General features: G+C 41.6%; 19 protein-coding genes and 1 pseudogene. 11 read left to right on the top strand and 9 right to left on the bottom strand.

Annotated elements, in window-relative coordinates; translation table 11 throughout:
• Positions 1-167: 167 nt before the first annotated feature.
• From lpxD to HWQ40_RS02760, 5 genes are all read right to left on the bottom strand, one after another.
• Positions 168-1,220, bottom strand: a complete 1,053-nt coding sequence (gene lpxD / locus HWQ40_RS02780) for a UDP-3-O-(3-hydroxymyristoyl)glucosamine N-acyltransferase (protein ID WP_292774834.1) — start codon at positions 1,218-1,220, stop codon at positions 168-170.
• 133 nt (positions 1,221-1,353) lie between these two features.
• Entirely contained in the window at positions 1,354-2,436 is a 1,083-nt protein-coding gene (locus HWQ40_RS02775) for a hypothetical protein (protein WP_292774832.1), read from the bottom strand.
• A gap of 238 nt (positions 2,437-2,674) precedes the next feature.
• Positions 2,675-3,916 carry an NAD(P)/FAD-dependent oxidoreductase gene (locus HWQ40_RS02770; protein ID WP_292774938.1) on the bottom strand — a complete coding sequence of 414 codons (1,242 nt, stop codon included), beginning with the start codon at positions 3,914-3,916 and terminating at the stop codon, positions 2,675-2,677.
• Positions 3,917-3,967: 51 nt separating this feature from the next.
• On the bottom strand, positions 3,968-4,132 hold the full coding sequence (gene rd, locus HWQ40_RS02765; RefSeq protein WP_292774831.1) for a rubredoxin: 165 nt from the start codon (positions 4,130-4,132) through the stop codon (positions 3,968-3,970).
• Positions 4,133-4,407: 275 nt separating this feature from the next.
• Entirely contained in the window at positions 4,408-4,602 is a 195-nt protein-coding gene (locus tag HWQ40_RS02760) for a hypothetical protein (RefSeq protein WP_289799327.1), read from the bottom strand.
• Positions 4,603-5,024: 422 nt separating this feature from the next.
• On the opposite strand from HWQ40_RS02760, the gene HWQ40_RS02755 reads away from it, so the two are divergent.
• Positions 5,025-5,582 (top strand): SRPBCC family protein, encoded by a 558-nt coding sequence (locus HWQ40_RS02755; RefSeq protein WP_292774830.1) that lies wholly within the window; start codon positions 5,025-5,027, stop codon positions 5,580-5,582.
• Between the two features lie 104 nt (positions 5,583-5,686).
• On the opposite strand, the gene clpB is transcribed toward HWQ40_RS02755, so the two are convergent.
• Positions 5,687-8,305, bottom strand: coding sequence for an ATP-dependent chaperone ClpB (gene clpB / locus HWQ40_RS02750; RefSeq protein WP_292774828.1), 2,619 nt, complete (start codon positions 8,303-8,305; stop codon positions 5,687-5,689).
• Positions 8,306-8,567: 262 nt separating this feature from the next.
• Here clpB and HWQ40_RS02745 point away from each other — a divergent pair, with 262 nt between their 5' ends.
• The 8 genes and pseudogenes from HWQ40_RS02745 (at position 8,568) to HWQ40_RS02710 (ending at position 14,347) form a co-directional block, all read left to right on the top strand.
• Positions 8,568-8,963, top strand: coding sequence for a hypothetical protein (locus tag HWQ40_RS02745; RefSeq protein ID WP_292774827.1), 396 nt, complete (start codon positions 8,568-8,570; stop codon positions 8,961-8,963).
• Positions 8,964-9,084: 121 nt separating this feature from the next.
• Positions 9,085-9,339: a TIGR02450 family Trp-rich protein gene (locus tag HWQ40_RS02740; protein ID WP_292774822.1), complete on the top strand. Its 255-nt coding sequence runs from the start codon at positions 9,085-9,087 to the stop codon at positions 9,337-9,339.
• Between the two features lie 610 nt (positions 9,340-9,949).
• Positions 9,950-10,816, top strand: a complete 867-nt coding sequence (bchL, locus tag HWQ40_RS02735; protein ID WP_292774821.1) for a ferredoxin:protochlorophyllide reductase (ATP-dependent) iron-sulfur ATP-binding protein — start codon at positions 9,950-9,952, stop codon at positions 10,814-10,816.
• Positions 10,817-10,848: 32 nt separating this feature from the next.
• The gene (locus HWQ40_RS02730; protein ID WP_292774820.1) at positions 10,849-11,643 is read left to right on the top strand and encodes a DUF5331 domain-containing protein; all 795 of its coding nucleotides are present in this window, start codon (positions 10,849-10,851) and stop codon (positions 11,641-11,643) included.
• Between the two features lie 176 nt (positions 11,644-11,819).
• Complete coding sequence (locus HWQ40_RS02725; RefSeq protein WP_292774819.1) at positions 11,820-13,223, top strand: ferredoxin:protochlorophyllide reductase (ATP-dependent) subunit N; 1,404 nt, start codon at positions 11,820-11,822, stop codon at positions 13,221-13,223.
• Between the two features lie 167 nt (positions 13,224-13,390).
• A pseudogene (locus tag HWQ40_RS02720) lies at positions 13,391-13,638 on the top strand (AbrB/MazE/SpoVT family DNA-binding domain-containing protein).
• A gap of 75 nt (positions 13,639-13,713) precedes the next feature.
• The gene (locus HWQ40_RS02715; RefSeq protein WP_292774818.1) at positions 13,714-13,941 is read left to right on the top strand and encodes a hypothetical protein; all 228 of its coding nucleotides are present in this window, start codon (positions 13,714-13,716) and stop codon (positions 13,939-13,941) included.
• Entirely contained in the window at positions 13,931-14,347 is a 417-nt protein-coding gene (locus HWQ40_RS02710; RefSeq protein WP_292774817.1) for a putative toxin-antitoxin system toxin component, PIN family, read from the top strand. The genes HWQ40_RS02715 and HWQ40_RS02710 overlap by 11 nt, the downstream gene beginning before the upstream one ends.
• A gap of 24 nt (positions 14,348-14,371) precedes the next feature.
• Here HWQ40_RS02710 and HWQ40_RS02705 read toward each other — a convergent pair whose 3' ends face one another.
• Positions 14,372-15,517 (bottom strand): hypothetical protein, encoded by a 1,146-nt coding sequence (locus tag HWQ40_RS02705; protein ID WP_292774816.1) that lies wholly within the window; start codon positions 15,515-15,517, stop codon positions 14,372-14,374.
• A 242-nt stretch (positions 15,518-15,759) separates the two neighbouring features.
• Between HWQ40_RS02705 and HWQ40_RS02700 the strand changes: the two genes are divergently transcribed.
• Positions 15,760-16,011 carry a hypothetical protein gene (locus HWQ40_RS02700; RefSeq protein WP_292774815.1) on the top strand — a complete coding sequence of 84 codons (252 nt, stop codon included), beginning with the start codon at positions 15,760-15,762 and terminating at the stop codon, positions 16,009-16,011.
• Positions 15,992-16,255 carry a Txe/YoeB family addiction module toxin gene (locus HWQ40_RS02695; protein WP_292774814.1) on the top strand — a complete coding sequence of 88 codons (264 nt, stop codon included), beginning with the start codon at positions 15,992-15,994 and terminating at the stop codon, positions 16,253-16,255. The genes HWQ40_RS02700 and HWQ40_RS02695 overlap by 20 nt, the downstream gene beginning before the upstream one ends.
• Before the next feature lie 147 nt (positions 16,256-16,402).
• Here HWQ40_RS02695 and HWQ40_RS02690 read toward each other — a convergent pair whose 3' ends face one another.
• Positions 16,403-16,735, bottom strand: coding sequence for a XisI protein (locus HWQ40_RS02690; protein ID WP_292774813.1), 333 nt, complete (start codon positions 16,733-16,735; stop codon positions 16,403-16,405).
• Entirely contained in the window at positions 16,723-17,139 is a 417-nt protein-coding gene (locus HWQ40_RS02685; RefSeq protein WP_292774812.1) for a XisH family protein, read from the bottom strand. Before HWQ40_RS02685 ends, HWQ40_RS02690 begins: the two co-directional genes overlap by 13 nt.
• Positions 17,140-17,270: the final 131 nt, after the last annotated feature.

Genomic DNA, 17,270 nt, shown 5'->3' with positions numbered 1-17,270 from the left:
AATTTCTAAAGTTTGTATAAGAATTATATAAGCAACTTTTATTTGTCATCTGTCAATAAGAATAAAAACAAAATCCTCTGGAATAAGAATACAGAATAGGACGTGAAAGATTCACGCCCCACAAGAGTTATTTTGAATTTGGTTATGTAATTTAGATAACTTTCAGCTTATTCATTGCTATTTTTGAATTGACGTTGCAATTGTTTGAGCGATTGATACATATCTGGCAGGCGACCATAAACAGCAGATACCTTGAGATATAGTTTGTAAGGAAGGGCTGGAGTTCCGCAGACAATTTCTCCTGGTGCAACATCGTTGTGAATTCCAGTTTGAGCAGATGTCATCGCCCCATCTCCCATCTTCACTTGATTGACTATTCCTGTTTGTCCAGCTAAAATAACGCGATTTCCCAGTTTAACCCCTCCCGCCATGCCAACCTGACCTGCGATCGCACAACCAGAACCGATTTGGCAACCATGACCTATTTGCACTAAGCTATCTATTACTGTATTGCGACCTACCCGTGTTTCTCCGACTGCTGGGCGGTCAATGCCAGTGTTGCAGCCAACTTCCACGCCATCTTCTAAGACTGTATAGCCTGATTGTTCCATTTTGAACCAACCAGTACGGGTAGGAACAAAACCAAAGCCTTCTGCACCAATGACAGCACCACTGTGAATGACGCAATCTGCACCGATGCGGGTGCGTTCGTGGATGGTACAGTTGGCGTGTAAGGTGGTGCGATCGCCTATTTTGGCATCTGGATAAATCACTACATTGGGATGAATGATTGCACCGTTACCAATTTCTACCCCTTGTTGAATCACAGCATGGGGGCCAATATAAACATCACTACCAACTTTTGCGGTGGAGTGAATCACAGCGGTGGGATGAATTTCTGGGGTAGGGCGATATGGTTGATAAAAAAGTGCGATCGCTTTGGCAAACAATAATCGCGGATCTGGGGTCGCTAGCCAGACAATACCCCTTTCTTGTGCAAGCGCTTGTAATTTTTCGTCTTGGGGCAAAATTAAAGCACTAGCATTGGTATTGCCAACAAAAGATTTAAATTTTGCACTTTCTACGTAACCGATCGTACCGTTGGTAGCTTCATCAATGGCTGCTACCCCTGTAATTTCTGGGTCTTGGTCTGGGTTGCTAGTCAGGCTATGATTGGTGGCCGCGTCACCAAATAGACGGAGGATTTCGCTGAATTTCATTGTTGGGTGTGTTCAAAATTGATCTACAATCGCAAGATAATTTTCCCTCTTTATGCTCCAATACAATAATTTTATAGACGCATAGTGATGAAACAATCAGACTGTTCCTAAATTCACTTCAGGTTGGATTACTTTACTGACATTCTTCTGTTGATGGCTCTCGTGAGCTTACTTTCACTGAATCTTGTCTCAATAGCGTCTTGAGGCGTTGATTATCTTCGGTAGCGATCGTTTCACCATAGTGATGAAGTTGAAAAAGCTGGCAATAACGGTTTTGTTTAGCGCAAATCAAGCAGCCATAGGCATGATTGCCGTTAGTACCGCATAGCCGATGTCCCATCACTGGGCCGAGAGAAATATTTTGCTTGCTAGCAACAGTGCTGAGAATTGAGCGCAGTTTTGACTCGAATTCCAATGACAAGTATTGCTTACGTCCTGGTTGTGTACGATCCCATTCTGGAACGATTAATTCCTGTTTTAACAGACTCGCTTCAATCTCTTCAGACATTACAAGCCCAGATAAAATAACGTGACGGGAAACATGAGGCAATAATGTACGTGCTAATTGCCACATTAAAGCTTCATCAAACCACTCTTCAACCAGTGGACGCAGATACCAACAACAGGGTATACCAAGGTTTACTAAATCTTGCAACAACTCTACCCGACTCTGAATTGAGGCTTGCTCATAGCCTGGTTTCAAGGGTGGTAGACTAACAAAGACAGTGACTCGAAGTGAATGAGGACGCTCTAAAGTTGTTTTGAGGCTTTCTAGAAAAGATTGACCGGGATGGACTTTGGTGGTGATGTAGACGATATTGGCGGCTTTCCGGTCAATCAGTGCATCCAGAATTGATAGTACACGTTCTCGATGGGCTGGAATAAAAGGGTCAGAGTAATCGCATAGTGAAATTGGAAAGCCCTTTTGTCCTTCCGGGGTAGCAAAAATGTAGTCTAGCAAAAGATCGAGCAGGTTAACTGGAGCTGAGACATCCTGAAAGTTTTGTGGATAATGATGCCATTCACGGTCTTGATGACAGACACAATAGGCACATTCAATCGGACAACGATTCTGGGCGTTTGGCAGAAATGGATTGAGGCTGAAGTATTTTACAGCACGCTCTTCATCAGGAATACCAAGCACTGGAAAGCCATGTAGCATATACTGGCTTCCCTGCAACATAATTTCAGACGCAGCATTTTTATCAGTATTCATACATTTTTTATGAAAAAAGTAATACACCCGGAAAAATTTGTCTTCTCTAGGGTGGCTGGTGTGAATATAGAGTGGCAAGGTGGGAAATGCTGGAGGATTAGTAAGAATTTTGATAAGTAAATATAGTTAAGTAGCGATCGCTTGTTCCTAAAGAAATGGTAAATGGGTTCGGGTTAACACAGAGAAAAATCTCCGCGTCTTTGTGTCACTCCAATTCCATCAATTTTGGATCGGCAGATTATTCGTGGCTAGTCGCCATTGCCACTCCTGCTAAATACCCGGTTGTCCAAGCACTTTGAAAGTTAAACCCACCGGTAACGCCATCAATATCTAAGATTTCTCCGGCAAAATAAAGACCAGGAACTAACCGACTTTCCATCGTCTTGAAGTTGACTTCTTTGAGCTTGACGCCGCCACAGGTAACAAATTCTTCTTTAAAGGCTCCTTTACCGTTGATTAAGTATTGTCCCTGAGTAAGTTCTTGCACCAGTTGATTTAAGGTTTTACTAGATATTTCTGCCCAACGGTCTTCTGTAGTAATGCCTACACGGGCAATGATATATTGCCAGAGACGATGGGGTAGATCGACGCCACGATGCAATGCGATCGCTTTCTTTCCCCATTCATCTTTAACTGCTAAAACTTTTTCTCGCACTTGTTCTTGGTGCAAATTAGGCAGCCAATTAATCAATAATGTGGCTTGATAGCGGCTTTCGTGCAGAACTCTCGCACCCCAAGCAGAAAGCTTCAAAACAGCCGGGCCACTCAAACCCCAGTGGGTAATTAGCAATGGCCCAGTTTGTTGCAATTGGGATTTTCCGCCCGCAGATAAGCGTAATTGAGCAGGGTTAACGCTAACTCCAGCCAATTCCCGCAGCTTTTGATCGACAATGTTGAAGGTAAATAACGAGGGTACTGGCGGTTCAATTTGATGACCTAACTCTCGAACAATTTTATAACCTGCAAGGCTGCTACCGGTTGCCATAAGTAGGCGATCGCATTTAATCGTCTCTCCCGACTTCAGAAGAATATCAAACCCCCCGTCTGCTGCGGTTCGTTTCACCGAAGTTACATGCGTACCGATACGAAGTTTTACCCCAGATGTCGCCACCGCTTTAATTAGACATTCCACAATGGTTTCTGAAGTATTGGTGACAGGAAACATCCGGCCATCAGCTTCCGTTTTGAGATAGACTCCACCAGTAGCAAACCAAGCTACTGTATCTTGAGGCCCAAACCGAGTCAAAGCACCCCGCAAAGCTTTTGCACCTCTGGGGTAATTTTGCACTAACTCCTCCGGTTCAAAGCAAGCGTGAGTGACGTTGCAGCGTCCGCCACCAGAAATTAGCACTTTCGCTAGGGGTTGACGACTGGCTTCGAGTAAAGTAACTTGGGCAGCAGGATTGGCTTTAGCACAAGCGATCGCGCCAAAAAATCCCGCCGCCCCACCCCCAATAACTACAATTTGTAACGGTAACAATTTCAAAAATGTCTCTTTTACAGCACCTACTTTCTAGGCTAGCTGTTATTTTCACTCTTCATCAGGTTCAAAGTCGTCTTTTGTCGCACCACAAGTTGGACACGACCAATCTTCTGGTATATCTTCAAAGGCTGTTCCCGGTGCTATGTCGCTATCTGGATCGCCTTCTGCTGGGTCATATATATAGCCGCAAACAGTACATTTATACTTTGCCATATTCCTTTCCCCTCGTAAATTGTTGGCATTGCTTCCCTATTAAATACTTTTGGCAATGAGTCAAAATAGGCAAGCTACAATTCTTAAACGAGACTACGGCATGAAAATCAAACAGCTTCGCAAAGTCATTAGTCCAAGAGAAACCACGCCCCTTGTGAGCGTAGTAGGAATTAGTCCGATATCCTGATTTTTTTCACCTACAAGAGGCGAGGTATGTACCAAAAACTCTTGTATCTTAGGCGAATGATCAATGACCAATGACAAATGACAAATGACTAAAAACGCCACCATGTCCTTTGAGCGTAACTGATAATTCCGATCGCGATCGCCCCAAGTAGCAGTAACCAAATAATTCCACCTGGAATAAAAGTGAGAATACCAATACCTCTCAGTACCCAGACGGCGACGCTAATGCCGAGAAGGATACCAAAAATCTGGATTAATCTACGATTTAAAGAAGATTGACTCACCTAATTTTCCTCTCAACTCAACAGACATTACACTTGATTTTGATAATTAAAATATGAAGTTACGATGAAGTTGCAGTTTCATCATAAATAACACGTAAAAACCGAGAGATACTATCCAAACGTTAGGGTAAGGTACTTGATGTTAAATCGTGTTTGTGCCATTCTAGCTGTTAACAACGCAGTTTTTCATTTACAAGTATTACTTTGACAAAACTCACTTGAGTATTAATTATGTTAATTGTGATAAGAAACACAGTTTTTACAGTAAAGTAACTGAAATGATTAGCAAAAAATCACCCTTTCTGGAAAAGATAAGTATTAAACTGGAACTAATTTAATAATGGGTTGGATCTAAATCAAGTTTTATGGCTTGTAGTTTCAACTCTATTTAGGTGGATGAGTTGAGGAGTAACTTAATCATTATGTCTGTGTCTTATATATCAGATTCAATTATTGCAGGTTCAGATATGGCTTGGAGTCAAGACAAGCAAAAGTTGCTGGTACAGGGTGAAATTTTGGTAGAAACGCGATCGCACAAGATGTCGGGTGGTTCAGTGACAGCCTGGATGTATTTGCCGATGGTGCGATCGCACGTTTGGCAGCAATTAACTGATTATCCCCGCTGGGTACAATATTTTCCCGATATCACCAAGAGTGAGGTAGTACATAAAGGTGAAGTCAAACGTCTGTATCAAGCAGCACAAAAAGCTTTCTTCTTTTTTACGGCTCAAGTAGAAATTTACCTCAATGTTGTAGAAGTGCTGGGGCAGCAAATCCAATTTCGCATGGTAAATGGGACTTTTGAGGACTTTGACGCCAATTTAGAACTAAAAGATTGTGGTAATGGCACAATACTTGCTTATACTGTGCAAGCGACACCTCTAATTCCGATTCCATCTATTTTTATTCAACAAGCGATGAATTTCGAGTTGCCTGCAAATATGCGTAAAATGCGACAAGTTATGTGTAAGACTCAATAAAAAATTCAGGCATTGCTGATAGGATTTTCACTTTACCTCTAGATAATTCAAAAACCCGTTCTCTGTCAGAAAACGGGTTTTTGTGTGTGATTTGTGAGGTGTAATTATCCGGTAAAGACTTCAACTGGTAAACGACTAAACGACAACCTTTCGTTTTGCACATCAACAAAGATGGTGTTGCCATCGTTGAATTCGCCGCGCAAGATGGATTTAGCAATTTGAGTTTCTAACTCTCGCTGAATCGCCCGCTTCAGTGGACGCGCCCCATACACTGGGTCATATCCTACTTCTGCTAAAAAGTCAAGTGCAGCATCCGATAGTTTGAGAGATATTTTGCGATCGCCCAATCTTTGCCGCAATCTTTCCACTTGCAACAGCACAATTTGCCGCAATTCCTTCTTATCCAAACCGTGGAAGATGATAATTTCATCAATCCGGTTCAGGAACTCTGGACGGAAGCTATTTCGCATCGCTTCCATGACTCGACGGCGCATTTCGTCGTAGTGGGCGTTATCCCCAGCGACATCCAGAATATACTGCGAACCGATATTGCTGGTCATAATGATAATAGCGTTCTTGAAGTCCACCTTATGACCTTGGGCATCAGTGACGCGACCATCATCAAGAATTTGCAAGAAGATATTGAAGACATCAGGGTGTGCTTTCTCGATTTCGTCGAAGAGAATCACTGAGTAAGGACGGCGACGAATCGCTTCTGTAAGTTGTCCGCCTTCTTCGTAACCCACGTATCCTGGAGGCGCACCGATTAAGCGAGAGACGGCGTGTTTCTCCATGTACTCCGACATATCGATTCGCACCAGCGCATCTTCACTGTCGAACATATACGCCGCCAGCGCTTTCGCCAACTCGGTTTTACCCACACCCGTAGGCCCAAGGAAAATAAAGCTAGCGATGGGACGATTCGGATCGGCTAATCCAGCCCGCGATCGCTGAATTGCATCCGCTACTGCTGTGACTGCTTCTTCTTGTCCAACTACGCGGCGGTGCAGTTCATCTTCTAAATGCAGCAGTTTCTCTTTCTCCGATTCCACCAACTTGCTGATCGGAATTCCTGTCCATTTAGAAATAATTTCGGCAATATCAGCTTCTGTGACTTCTTCCCGTAACAGTGATTTCCCACTTCTTTGAGTACTTGCCAATTCAGCTTCTACTGCTTCCAATTGACGATGCAAACTGGTTAAATTGCCGTATTTCAATTCCGCAGCGCGGTTAAGGTCGTAGTCGCGTTCTGCTTGCTGAATCTCCAGGTTGACCCGTTCAATCTCTTTTTTAACCGACTGAATTTTGTCAATGATATCTTTTTCAGACTGCCATTGAGTATTCAGGGTTTTTTGTTCTTCTTTGAGATCGGCAATTTCTTTTTCCAGTCTTCCTAGACGTTCGCGAGAAGCGGCATCGCTTTCTTTTTGCAGCGATAGCTTCTCCATTTCCAATTGCAGAATCTTGCGATCAATTTCGTCGAGTTCTTCTGGTTTGGAGGTAATCTCCATTTTTAATCTCGCGGCGGCTTCGTCTACCAAGTCAATTGCTTTATCTGGTAAGAAGCGATCGCTAATATAACGACTCGACAATACGGCTGCTGCAACTAAAGCACTATCAGAAATCTTCACCCCGTGGTGGTTTTCATAACGTTCTCTCAACCCGCGCAAAATCGAAATACTATCTTCTACACTAGGCTGATCGACATAAACCTGTTGGAACCGTCTTTCTAGTGCGGCATCTTTTTCGATATATTTGCGGTATTCATCCAGGGTTGTTGCCCCAATACAGCGCAATTCGCCCCGCGCCAACATCGGTTTTAATAAGTTACCAGCATCCATCGCACCTTGAGTTGCACCAGCGCCGACAACGGTATGAATTTCATCAATAAATAAAACAATATTGCCGCCAGATTCAGTAACTTCTTTTAGTACTGCTTTCAGGCGTTCTTCAAATTCACCCCGGAATTTTGCCCCTGCAATCAAAGCACCCATATCTAAAGCGATTAACTTACGGTCTTTGAGCGATTGAGGTACATCACCTGCGATAATGCGCTGTGCTAATCCTTCAGCGATCGCAGTTTTACCAACACCTGGTTCACCAATTAGCACAGGATTATTCTTGGTGCGGCGAGAGAGAATTTGGACAGTGCGACGAATCTCATCATCTCGTCCAATTACTGGATCGAGTTGACCTTTACGCGCGGCTTCGGTGAGGTCACGCCCGTATTTTTCCAGTGCTTCATATTTGCCTTCTGGATTTTGATCGGTCACTTTTTGGCTCCCACGAACTTGTTTAATAATATTTTTGAGTTTGCCTTCGTCTAAACCAAACTCTTGAAATAAAGCTTTGCCAAAGCGGTCATCTTTAGCGTAAGCCAGCAATAAGTGTTCAATTGAAATATATTCATCTTGAAACTCTTTGCGATATCCATCTGCTCGATCTAGAAGTGTATCTAAGCTCCGTCCTAAGTATACTGAGGTACTATTACCAGATACTTTCGGCTGACGTTGGAAAAATTGCTCAGTGCGATCGCGCAGTTTTTGGAGGTTAACACCTGCCTTGGTAAGAATCCCAGTTGCTAGACCATCTTGTTCTAGCAGCGCTTTCATCAGGTGTTCACTTTCAATTTGCTGTTGTTGATATTGTTTAACAATATCCGGGGTATGGGCGATCGCTTCCCAGGCTTTTTCTGTAAATTGGTTAGGATTAGTAGGTTGCATAGGCTTTTTCAGGAACGTAGAGACGCAGTGGCTTGTCGCAGGCTACCACCAGAACTCCAAGTAAAGAAAATTTCTGTTCTCAATAGATATTGTAAGAACAGGATAGCGATCGCCTAGATCGGTGTTCACGTCTTGTAAAAGTGGTATTTTCCCTTAGTTCCCATTTTCTATGGGCGATTCTTGCTCATTGCACTTAACGCAATACCGGAAGTTGTATTAAATCAAGCTGTATGGCAGTACTTACAACGATGATTAGCTCGTTGTGCGATCCCACCAATGGAAAATGATTGACCCCTACGACTTTGAAGATGATGACTTTGACTTTGAAGATGAAGATTTCTTGAAAATAAAACCCATCAGCCAAATGACTGAAGGAGAAAAGCTACAGCGATTTAAGCGGTTCTTTGACAGCAGCAGCCGTGCTATGTTGCAAGACTGTCTATTTCGCATCGTCAATTACGAAGATGGTACAGGCACGTTAGAAATTCTTTGCCCTAACGAAGTCGTAAGACAACGCCTTTCCAAGAAAAAGCGCAAAATTACCAACAACATCAACACCTGCTGGAGCCATATTAGATGGTTTTCGCTATGTGTCCAGCAAGATAGTGAGTTGCATTGCCAGAAGTTTACCCGTAACGGCGATTTGGTCGCATCTTAGCTGGGGATTGGTGACTAGGAGAGATGGGGAAACAAGAAGAATAACCCATACCCATACCCATACCCATACCCAATGCCCAATGCCCAATGCCCAATGCCCAATGCCCCATGCCCAATAACAAATGACTAAAAAACAAAAATTTCCTTACCTAGTTGGTTCTAAGTGGACAGCACAGCAAAAAGTCGATGGCTGGCGGCACTTCCAAGTTGTCAATCGGAAAAATCAGGCTAAGTGGGTTTACGCCGAAATGGTTGCTGCTTGCGATCCGAAAGTCCGTTTTTGGATGAATGCCAAATTATTACAAGATAACTCCCAGTGGCAAGCTGGCTGGCAAACATTACAGGAAATCCACGGACTTGAAACTGAAATGTCCTAATTAGCTTTATTGCTTCGTTCCCAGCCTCTGACTGGGAATGCCCATTAGTGGGTTGCCGTCTGATTATTTGGCAAATTAATAATTTTTTACAAAATCACACTAACTTACTCTCAAGCAGCAATTAAACGGTCTTGGCTACCGACTGAAAATTGGGGATTTATCTGCGATACCTTCGGTGAGCTACGCTAACGCAAATTCCAGTAGTATTTCTAGCATCAGGCTGCATATACCTCTCTTTCCCCTTGACCCTGCGCCCCAATGCCTTGAAAACACGTTGTCAAAACATCAGCTAATTCTATGAAAAGCATTCAAAAAAGCCAATTTTATATTTTTTTATTTTGTAACTATTTTTATAAAAATAAGTAATAAAAACTTTTTATTGACTATTATTAGAGCTTTAAAAGTCTTTAAGGTTCATAAAACCCCAAATAGTCATAATTGAAGTTTAATTCATCGTATAACACCGTTTTACAGATTAGAAGCCACTTTCTTTTCTACGTAATTTGCCCAATAATGACATCAACAGACCTCACGCATCGCCATCTCAGGAAAGGTGAAGGCAAATGTTTGAGCCACAAGTTTGACAAAAAGCTATAAGAGGGAAACAACAGTGAAACTAGCAGTCTACGGAAAAGGTGGTATCGGTAAATCCACAACTAGCTGTAATATATCCGTCGCCCTAGCTAAACGTGGCAAAAAAGTGCTGCAAATTGGTTGCGACCCCAAACATGACAGTACCTTTACCCTGACTGGGTTTTTGATTCCGACAATTATCGACACCCTCCAAGAAAAGGACTATCACTACGAAGATGTCTGGCCGGAAGATGTAATTTACAAAGGCTACGGCGGTGTGGATTGCGTAGAAGCTGGTGGCCCACCTGCGGGTGCTGGATGCGGTGGCTACGTAGTTGGTGAAACCGTGAAATTACTTAAAGAACTCAACGCCTTTGATGAGTACGATGTAATTCTTTTTGACGTTCTGGGTGACGTAGTTTGCGGTGGTTTTGCAGCACCACTCAACTATGCAGATTACTGCCTGATCGTTACAGACAACGGCTTTGATGCTTTATTTGCTGCTAATCGGATCGCTGCTTCAGTCCGCGAAAAAGCAAGAACTCACCCACTGCGTTTAGCTGGGTTAATTGGCAACCGCACCTCCAAACGCGACTTGATTGAAAAATATATAGAAGCAGTGCCCATGCCAGTTTTGGAAGTTTTACCTTTAATTGAAGATATTCGTGTTTCCCGTGTGAAAGGTAAGACTTTGTTTGAGATGGCAGAGCAAGATCCTTCCCTAGACTACGTTTGCGACTACTATCTCAACATCGCCGACCAAATTCTAGCGCGTCCCGAAGGTGTTGTACCTAATGATTCACCAGATCGTGAGTTGTTCTCTTTGTTGTCTGATTTTTATCTAAATCCGGGTAAACCCCAGGTTCCTAATTCAGAAGAGGAACTAGACTTGATGATTGTATAAATCACCAAGTTCTCAGGATGGGGGACAATAACATGGCATTCTTTCACAGCTTTACAGATTCAATAAAGCAAAAGTGGTTGCAATTTTTCCAGAATAATCGAGACTGGATTACCCTCCACATGGAAGTGGAATCGGTGTACACCCCTGATGGCGGGAAGCGACCACCTTCTTACCTCATCCTGGGAGTTCTTAACGCCCTAGAGCCAAAGCTAGCGCAGTTAATGTTGCCCTTTGCCAAACTTAATCCTGATGCCGATACCCTAATTGAGGTGCTGGATTTGCATTTTGACCCAGATTTAGCTCTTGGTAATCGCTTCGTCGTCAACCCAGATGTAGAGAAATACGTAGAAGAAGCAGCAGCTGTCATTGATGAAAAGCCTGAAGATGAAACATTGACACATGCTCATACAAATGGCTTTGCAGCAGTGGCGGTAGTTGAAGAGTTCGCAATCGTGGATTCTGAGGATGAAAGCCTGGGAATCAGCGAGTTAGAGGAAACAGAAAATGGCTTTGGCGATATTTCGTTAACCAACGGACACAAATCAAAAGATGAGTCTCTCCAAAGCTCTAGTTTAGAAGCAGATGAGTTTGGGGAAATTGCCTTCGATACAACAGCTGCAATGGAAATAAAGCTGGATGAAGACGAAGAAGAGGCGCTTGGAGATAGTCCGATAGATGAGAATGCGTTTAAAGACGTGTTGTCAGATGTCTGGGGTGATGAAACAGCTTTACAAAAGGCTGAAGAAAATAACGATTTTTTGGGGGAAGAACTGCCAGCAGGCGTTTTTGATGAATCAGAAATTGCCCGCCTCTTCCCCAACGCTTAATTATTGCCGTTCTTTGCAATTTTAAGGTTTAGATTTGGGGTTTTGGATGAGGAATTAGGGAAATTGTCGTTAGACAGAGGATACTTTTGTTGTCCCAGCCTTCAATCCAAAATTATCAATCTAAAATCTGAAATTGGTGGAACTGCCATTAAATATCAAGGGGAGAAAAAACCAAAATGACTGTCGCTCAACAACCAGAAGCTTTAAACTTTGAATGTGAAACCGGGAATTACCATACCTTTTGCCCAATTAGCTGCGTGGCGTGGTTATACCAAAAAATTGAAGATAGCTTCTTTTTGGTGATTGGGACAAAAACTTGTGGCTACTTCCTGCAAAATGCGATGGGGGTAATGATTTTTGCTGAACCCCGCTATGCAATGGCAGAGTTGGAAGAGGGCGATATTTCGGCACAGTTGAATGATTATGAAGAGTTAAAGCGGTTGTGCTTGCAGATTAAACGCGATCGCAATCCGAGTGTAATTGTCTGGATTGGCACTTGCACTACCGAAATTATCAAAACCGATTTGGAAGGTTTAGCACCAAAACTGGAATCCGAAATTGGGATTCCCATTGTTGTAGCGCGGGCAAATGGTCTAGATTACGCCTTCACCCAAGGGGAAGACACCGTATTAGCAGCAATGGCTAACCGTTGTCCTGATAAGGCTCCGGTGGTGGAAACAGAGAAAAGTGAACGCAATGCGATCGCTAAATTGCTCAACTTTGGTAAGAAGAAAGAAGATGTCGCCCAAGATGAGTCTGAATACGTCGATCATCCACCACTGGTTCTCTTTGGCTCCCTTCCCGACCCTGTGGTTACTCAGTTAACCTTGGAACTGAAGAAACAAGGTATCAAAGTTTCCGGCTGGCTACCCGCGAAGCGCTTCACTGAATTGCCAGTACTGGAAGAAGGGTATTATGTCGCTGGTGTCAACCCCTTCCTCAGCCGTACAGCTACCACTTTAATGCGCCGCCGCAAGTGTAAACTCATTGGCGCACCCTTCCCGATTGGCCCCGATGGCACTCGCGCTTGGATTGAGAAAATCTGCTCGGTGTTTGGTATTACTCCCAAGGGTTTGGATGAACGCGAAGCACAAATTTGGGCAGGCTTGGAAGATTATGTGAAACTGATTCGCGGTAAGTCTGTATTCTTCATGGGTGATAACTTGCTGGAAATTTCCCAAGCAAGATTCTTAATCCGTTGTGGGATGACTGTTCACGAAATCGGCATTCCATACATGGATAAGCGCTATCAAGCTGCTGAGTTAGCACTGTTGGAGAAAACTTGCCAGGAAATGAATTCACCCCTACCAAGGATTGTGGAGAAGCCGGATAATTACAATCAACTTCAGCGAATTTATGAGTTGAAACCAGATTTGGTAATTACTGGTATGGCTCACGCTAACCCATTAGAAGCACGGGGTATTAATACAAAATGGTCTGTGGAGTTTACTTTTGCTCAAATTCACGGCTTTACGAATGCGCGTGACATGTTAGAGTTGGTGACTCGTCCGTTGCGTCGAAATAATAATTTGAAAGATTTAGGTTGGGATAAGTTGGTGAGAGAAGAAGCGAAGATTTAGATTTTGGTTTGGATTTAGCAACAGTATAATACTATGTTACGGGCGAACTTTTGGGTTCGTCCTTTTTTTACGTAGACGCGCGAAGAATACAGAGGAAGAGGAGAAATGGGGATAATCAAAAATGCTAAAATTTTTATATTACTCTTAGTTTTTTACTTCTTAAGTTAATGGAAATTACAAAATTGTCTCCCCAAGGACAAGTAATTATTCCCCAATCTTTGCGGGAAGCTCATCAATGGAAAGTAGTCAAGAATTTATTATTATTGATATGGGTGATGGAATTCTTTTAAAGCCTAAGAAAATTTTTCCAAAAACTAAATTAGATGATGTAGCAGGTTGTTTAAGATATCAGGGAAAACCTAAAACTCTTGAGGATATAAATAATGCAATTCGCCAAGGTATAGAGGAATCGTGATTTAAAACTAAAAAACTGGCTCAAACCTGATTAAAAAAGCTAACAAGTTTTTATGCCCTAACTCTAGAACTCACCATGACTCAAAAAACCTATCAACTCCCCCTAACCTTCGAGCAAATTCTTAATCTTGTCCTACAACTTCCCGCACAACAACAAGAACAACTTATTCAAGAAATAAAGAAAACCTCTTCAAATAATAAAGATGAAGATTTACTTAGTGTTTTTGACAGAATCGGCAGAAATGCTCAAGCCAAAGGATTAACCGAAGAAACTCTAGAAGAATTACTTGCCGATGAATCATAAACTAATTGTCATTGACACAAATGTTTTACTTAGTGCTGCTCTAAGTCCTAATGGAACAGCCCGTAAAGCCCTAGATAAAGTCTATAAAGAATTCAAAATTGCTCAAAGCGATGAAACTTATCAAGAATTAAACACACGAATTTACAAACGTAAGTTCGATAAATATATCTCAGATGAAGACCGACAAGATTTTTTGGACATAGTTAAAAAGTACAGTCAATTTATAGAAATAAAATCTCAAATAAACACCTGTAGAGATCCAGATGACAACAAATTTTTAGAACTTGCTAAAGATGCCAATGCAGAATTTTTCATCACAGGAGATCAAGACCTTTTATCACTCAAGACCCTAGTCGAATATCAAAACCAGATTATTACTCCCAGAGACTTTATTAACCTTGATTAATTCATCTTTAATCCTGTAATTAGTTCACATGGAAGGCTGTAACTCTAAAGGTTTAGATGGAATAATGTACATTAATTTTGCACCCTCTGGTTTAATTTCTGTAGGTGGAGTTAATTTAAGCCAGTCATAAAAGCTGATTCCTAATTGGGATATTGCTTGTAATTCTGTTTGATATGCTGCAAAACGAAGATTGGTTTCAATCATAGATTCAACTACAGCCAAAGTTTTAGGAAGACGTGCATAAATCTGCGGCTTAGGATCATCCAAAATTGCTTTGCCTACCCAATCTACTTTAGAATCCCAAATTGCTGCTGGTATCGATTCTACCCACTTCGCGTTATTCGGATCTTTAGCCAACATGAATAGATTCATACGTTGCATATCAAAGACTGCATTTTCATTCAAAGTTGGGTCGAGCCATTGGTAAATTCGGGTTAGCCTCCGCAAATCAATCTGACCTCTGAACTGAGGCTGTAAGTATACTGCTGGGTTAAAAGTAAGCAGAAGCTTAACATATTTCTGAATACGAGAACGAATTACTATTGACCCTTCTTGGAAGCGGCGAAGTGCTGTTTCGTGTTCTTCTAATTCAAGATAACAACGTGCTTCAGCTAAGTAGGCTAAAGATAAAGTCAGCAGATATTCATCAGCAATTTGGCTTTTTTGCTCAATTTCAATATCAGCAAATTCAGTATAAATATGCTCTGCTTCTAAAAAGCGGTTAATAGCTTGTAGTGCGCTACTTCTACGATTTTCAGTTTTGGTCATCGTAAAGGCATTAGTTGCTAATTCAATTGCAGCACGAAAATTAGCATAGAAACTAAGATCGATTTTACGGTTAATGTGATTTAACAGTTTTTGTGCTTGTTGTAGCCGTTGCTCTAATTCTTTTAAGCGTTGTGCTATCACAGCAAAGCCTATAACTGAGACACCCATGTTAAGTATACTGACTGCACTAGTTACCTGCAAAATTCCTTGAGTTAATAGCATACTTCGCCCAATTTCCCCTAACTGATTTCCAGTAGGAGATCCCTGCTCCCGTAACCACGTAACGATATGTTTACTTCCTACTTCTCGGATTACACCTCCAACCCTTTCCAATGTTCCATCTGCAATTCCTTTAATGATCCAATCAGCAAGCATAAAGGTTACTGTCACTGGTAAAGTCATAATCTTCTCCAAGTTGATAAATACTCAGTAGGGCTATATCTGGCAAAAAGTCGCTTGGATTCTCCGCAGCAAACAACCGCACTTTACTCAGTATTCCCAATTTGAGTTCTATTCTGTCTAATAGCAATCGCTCTTTTTAACGAACTACCCACGCCAACAAAGAAAAGCGAGCGATCGCCCAAATCTCATCTGATTCATCTACAGTTACAATAAGGTGGTAAATATGGGAGTAAATAGGAATTATGCTTAGTGGGATTAAACAAAAGGCTATTGTCGGAAAAAATGGCAAGATTGAATTGTCTGCAACGGAATTACCAGAAGGAACTGTTGTAGAAGTCATCGTGTTAGTTGAAACACCAACTGAAGAAGATGAAACTACCTATCTTCTAAAATCAGAAACTAATAAAAAACATCTGCTCAAAGCTTTGGAGAATGTAGAAAAAGGAAACCTAGTTTATGTAGATTTAGATGAATATGAAAAAAGTTGCCTTTGAACCAGAAGCTTTTGAACAATTAGGTCAGTGGGCAACAGAAGACAAGAAAATTTTCAAAAAAATATTGGAACTGATTACAGATATACAAAGAGATCCTTTTGCCGGGATAGGGAAGCCAGAACCATTAAAATATGAACTACAAGGTTACTGGTCAAGGCGAATCACAGATGAACATAGATTAGTTTACAAAGTGCAAGAAGATTTATTGATTATTTTGACTTGTAAATATCATTATGAGCAATAAAGTTTATTGAGCCTGGGATATTATTTTAGCTCAGGCGTTCGCTTGTTTTTAACCTAATGATGTGAAGCAAAACAAGAGAGCGATCGCAGATACAATGATAAGTAAAAGGCAAGCTAGTAGAAAATGGCTAAAATTGTCACCCTTCAATTAACTAACAGCGAAATCTGTATATTTACGTACAGAGGGTAACTGAAAACCTAAAACAATATCCTCTTTTGGGACACCTAATTCAACCAATTCATTAGCAATTCCCACCTCCGTTCCATCTTGCTGAATCCAGATTTTCTCGTTAAGAATATCTACATGGAGAACAGGCCCATATATGCGGTCTTGCTCGCGCCAACCTACATAAACTAATTGATAACGATCGTGTTCTGTATCAAAAATCGTCTGTGCTTGAATGCGATTATCCCAAACAGTATTAGCGTGTTGTTGAAGCAAACTCTTAATATATTTTCGATATTCTTCTAGCTTTGCCATTGGGCGATCGCCTCCTGTTCAATATTATAAATTAGTAAACAGAGCTGATTAGTTTGAATTACAGATTGGATAAATGGAAGTATAAAAAAATCATTGTAAACAGTACTAGGAACCGCTAAATATAAAGTGCGATTGGCTTCTTGTTTTTGTAAAGCGATTCGGTAAATGATAAATTGTCCTAATGCAGCATAAAGTTCTGTGATTTTTGAAGGACTCAAAAAACTTTTAATTTCAACAGCTATTTTTTGTCCTTGTTTTTCGGCTGCAAGAACTTTTTCTGCTCCTAAATCAATATATAGCTCAAGGGTTCCTGCCTGGAGGGTATAAGGATCGTGAGTGATTAACCAGCCATCTTTCTCAAGTGCTGTTTTGACAACTGTATGAAAAGCATCTTTAGCAGACACAGGTTTAATTCCAATTTATCGTAAATTCAAGGGTTTAAGACCCCTACATCTATATGTAGCGCGGAGTCGGAGCCACTCCGCCTCCGATCAGTTTCAGTCGGGGTTTAAATCCCCGTCTGAATGTCTAAAAT

It is taken from the genome of Nostoc sp. NMS9 (genome assembly GCF_017114995.1).
Taxonomy (GTDB): Bacteria; Cyanobacteriota; Cyanobacteriia; order Cyanobacteriales; family Nostocaceae; genus Nostoc.
The sequence above is the reverse complement of the archived record's forward strand: the minus strand, read 5'-3'. Positions and strand labels throughout refer to the sequence as shown.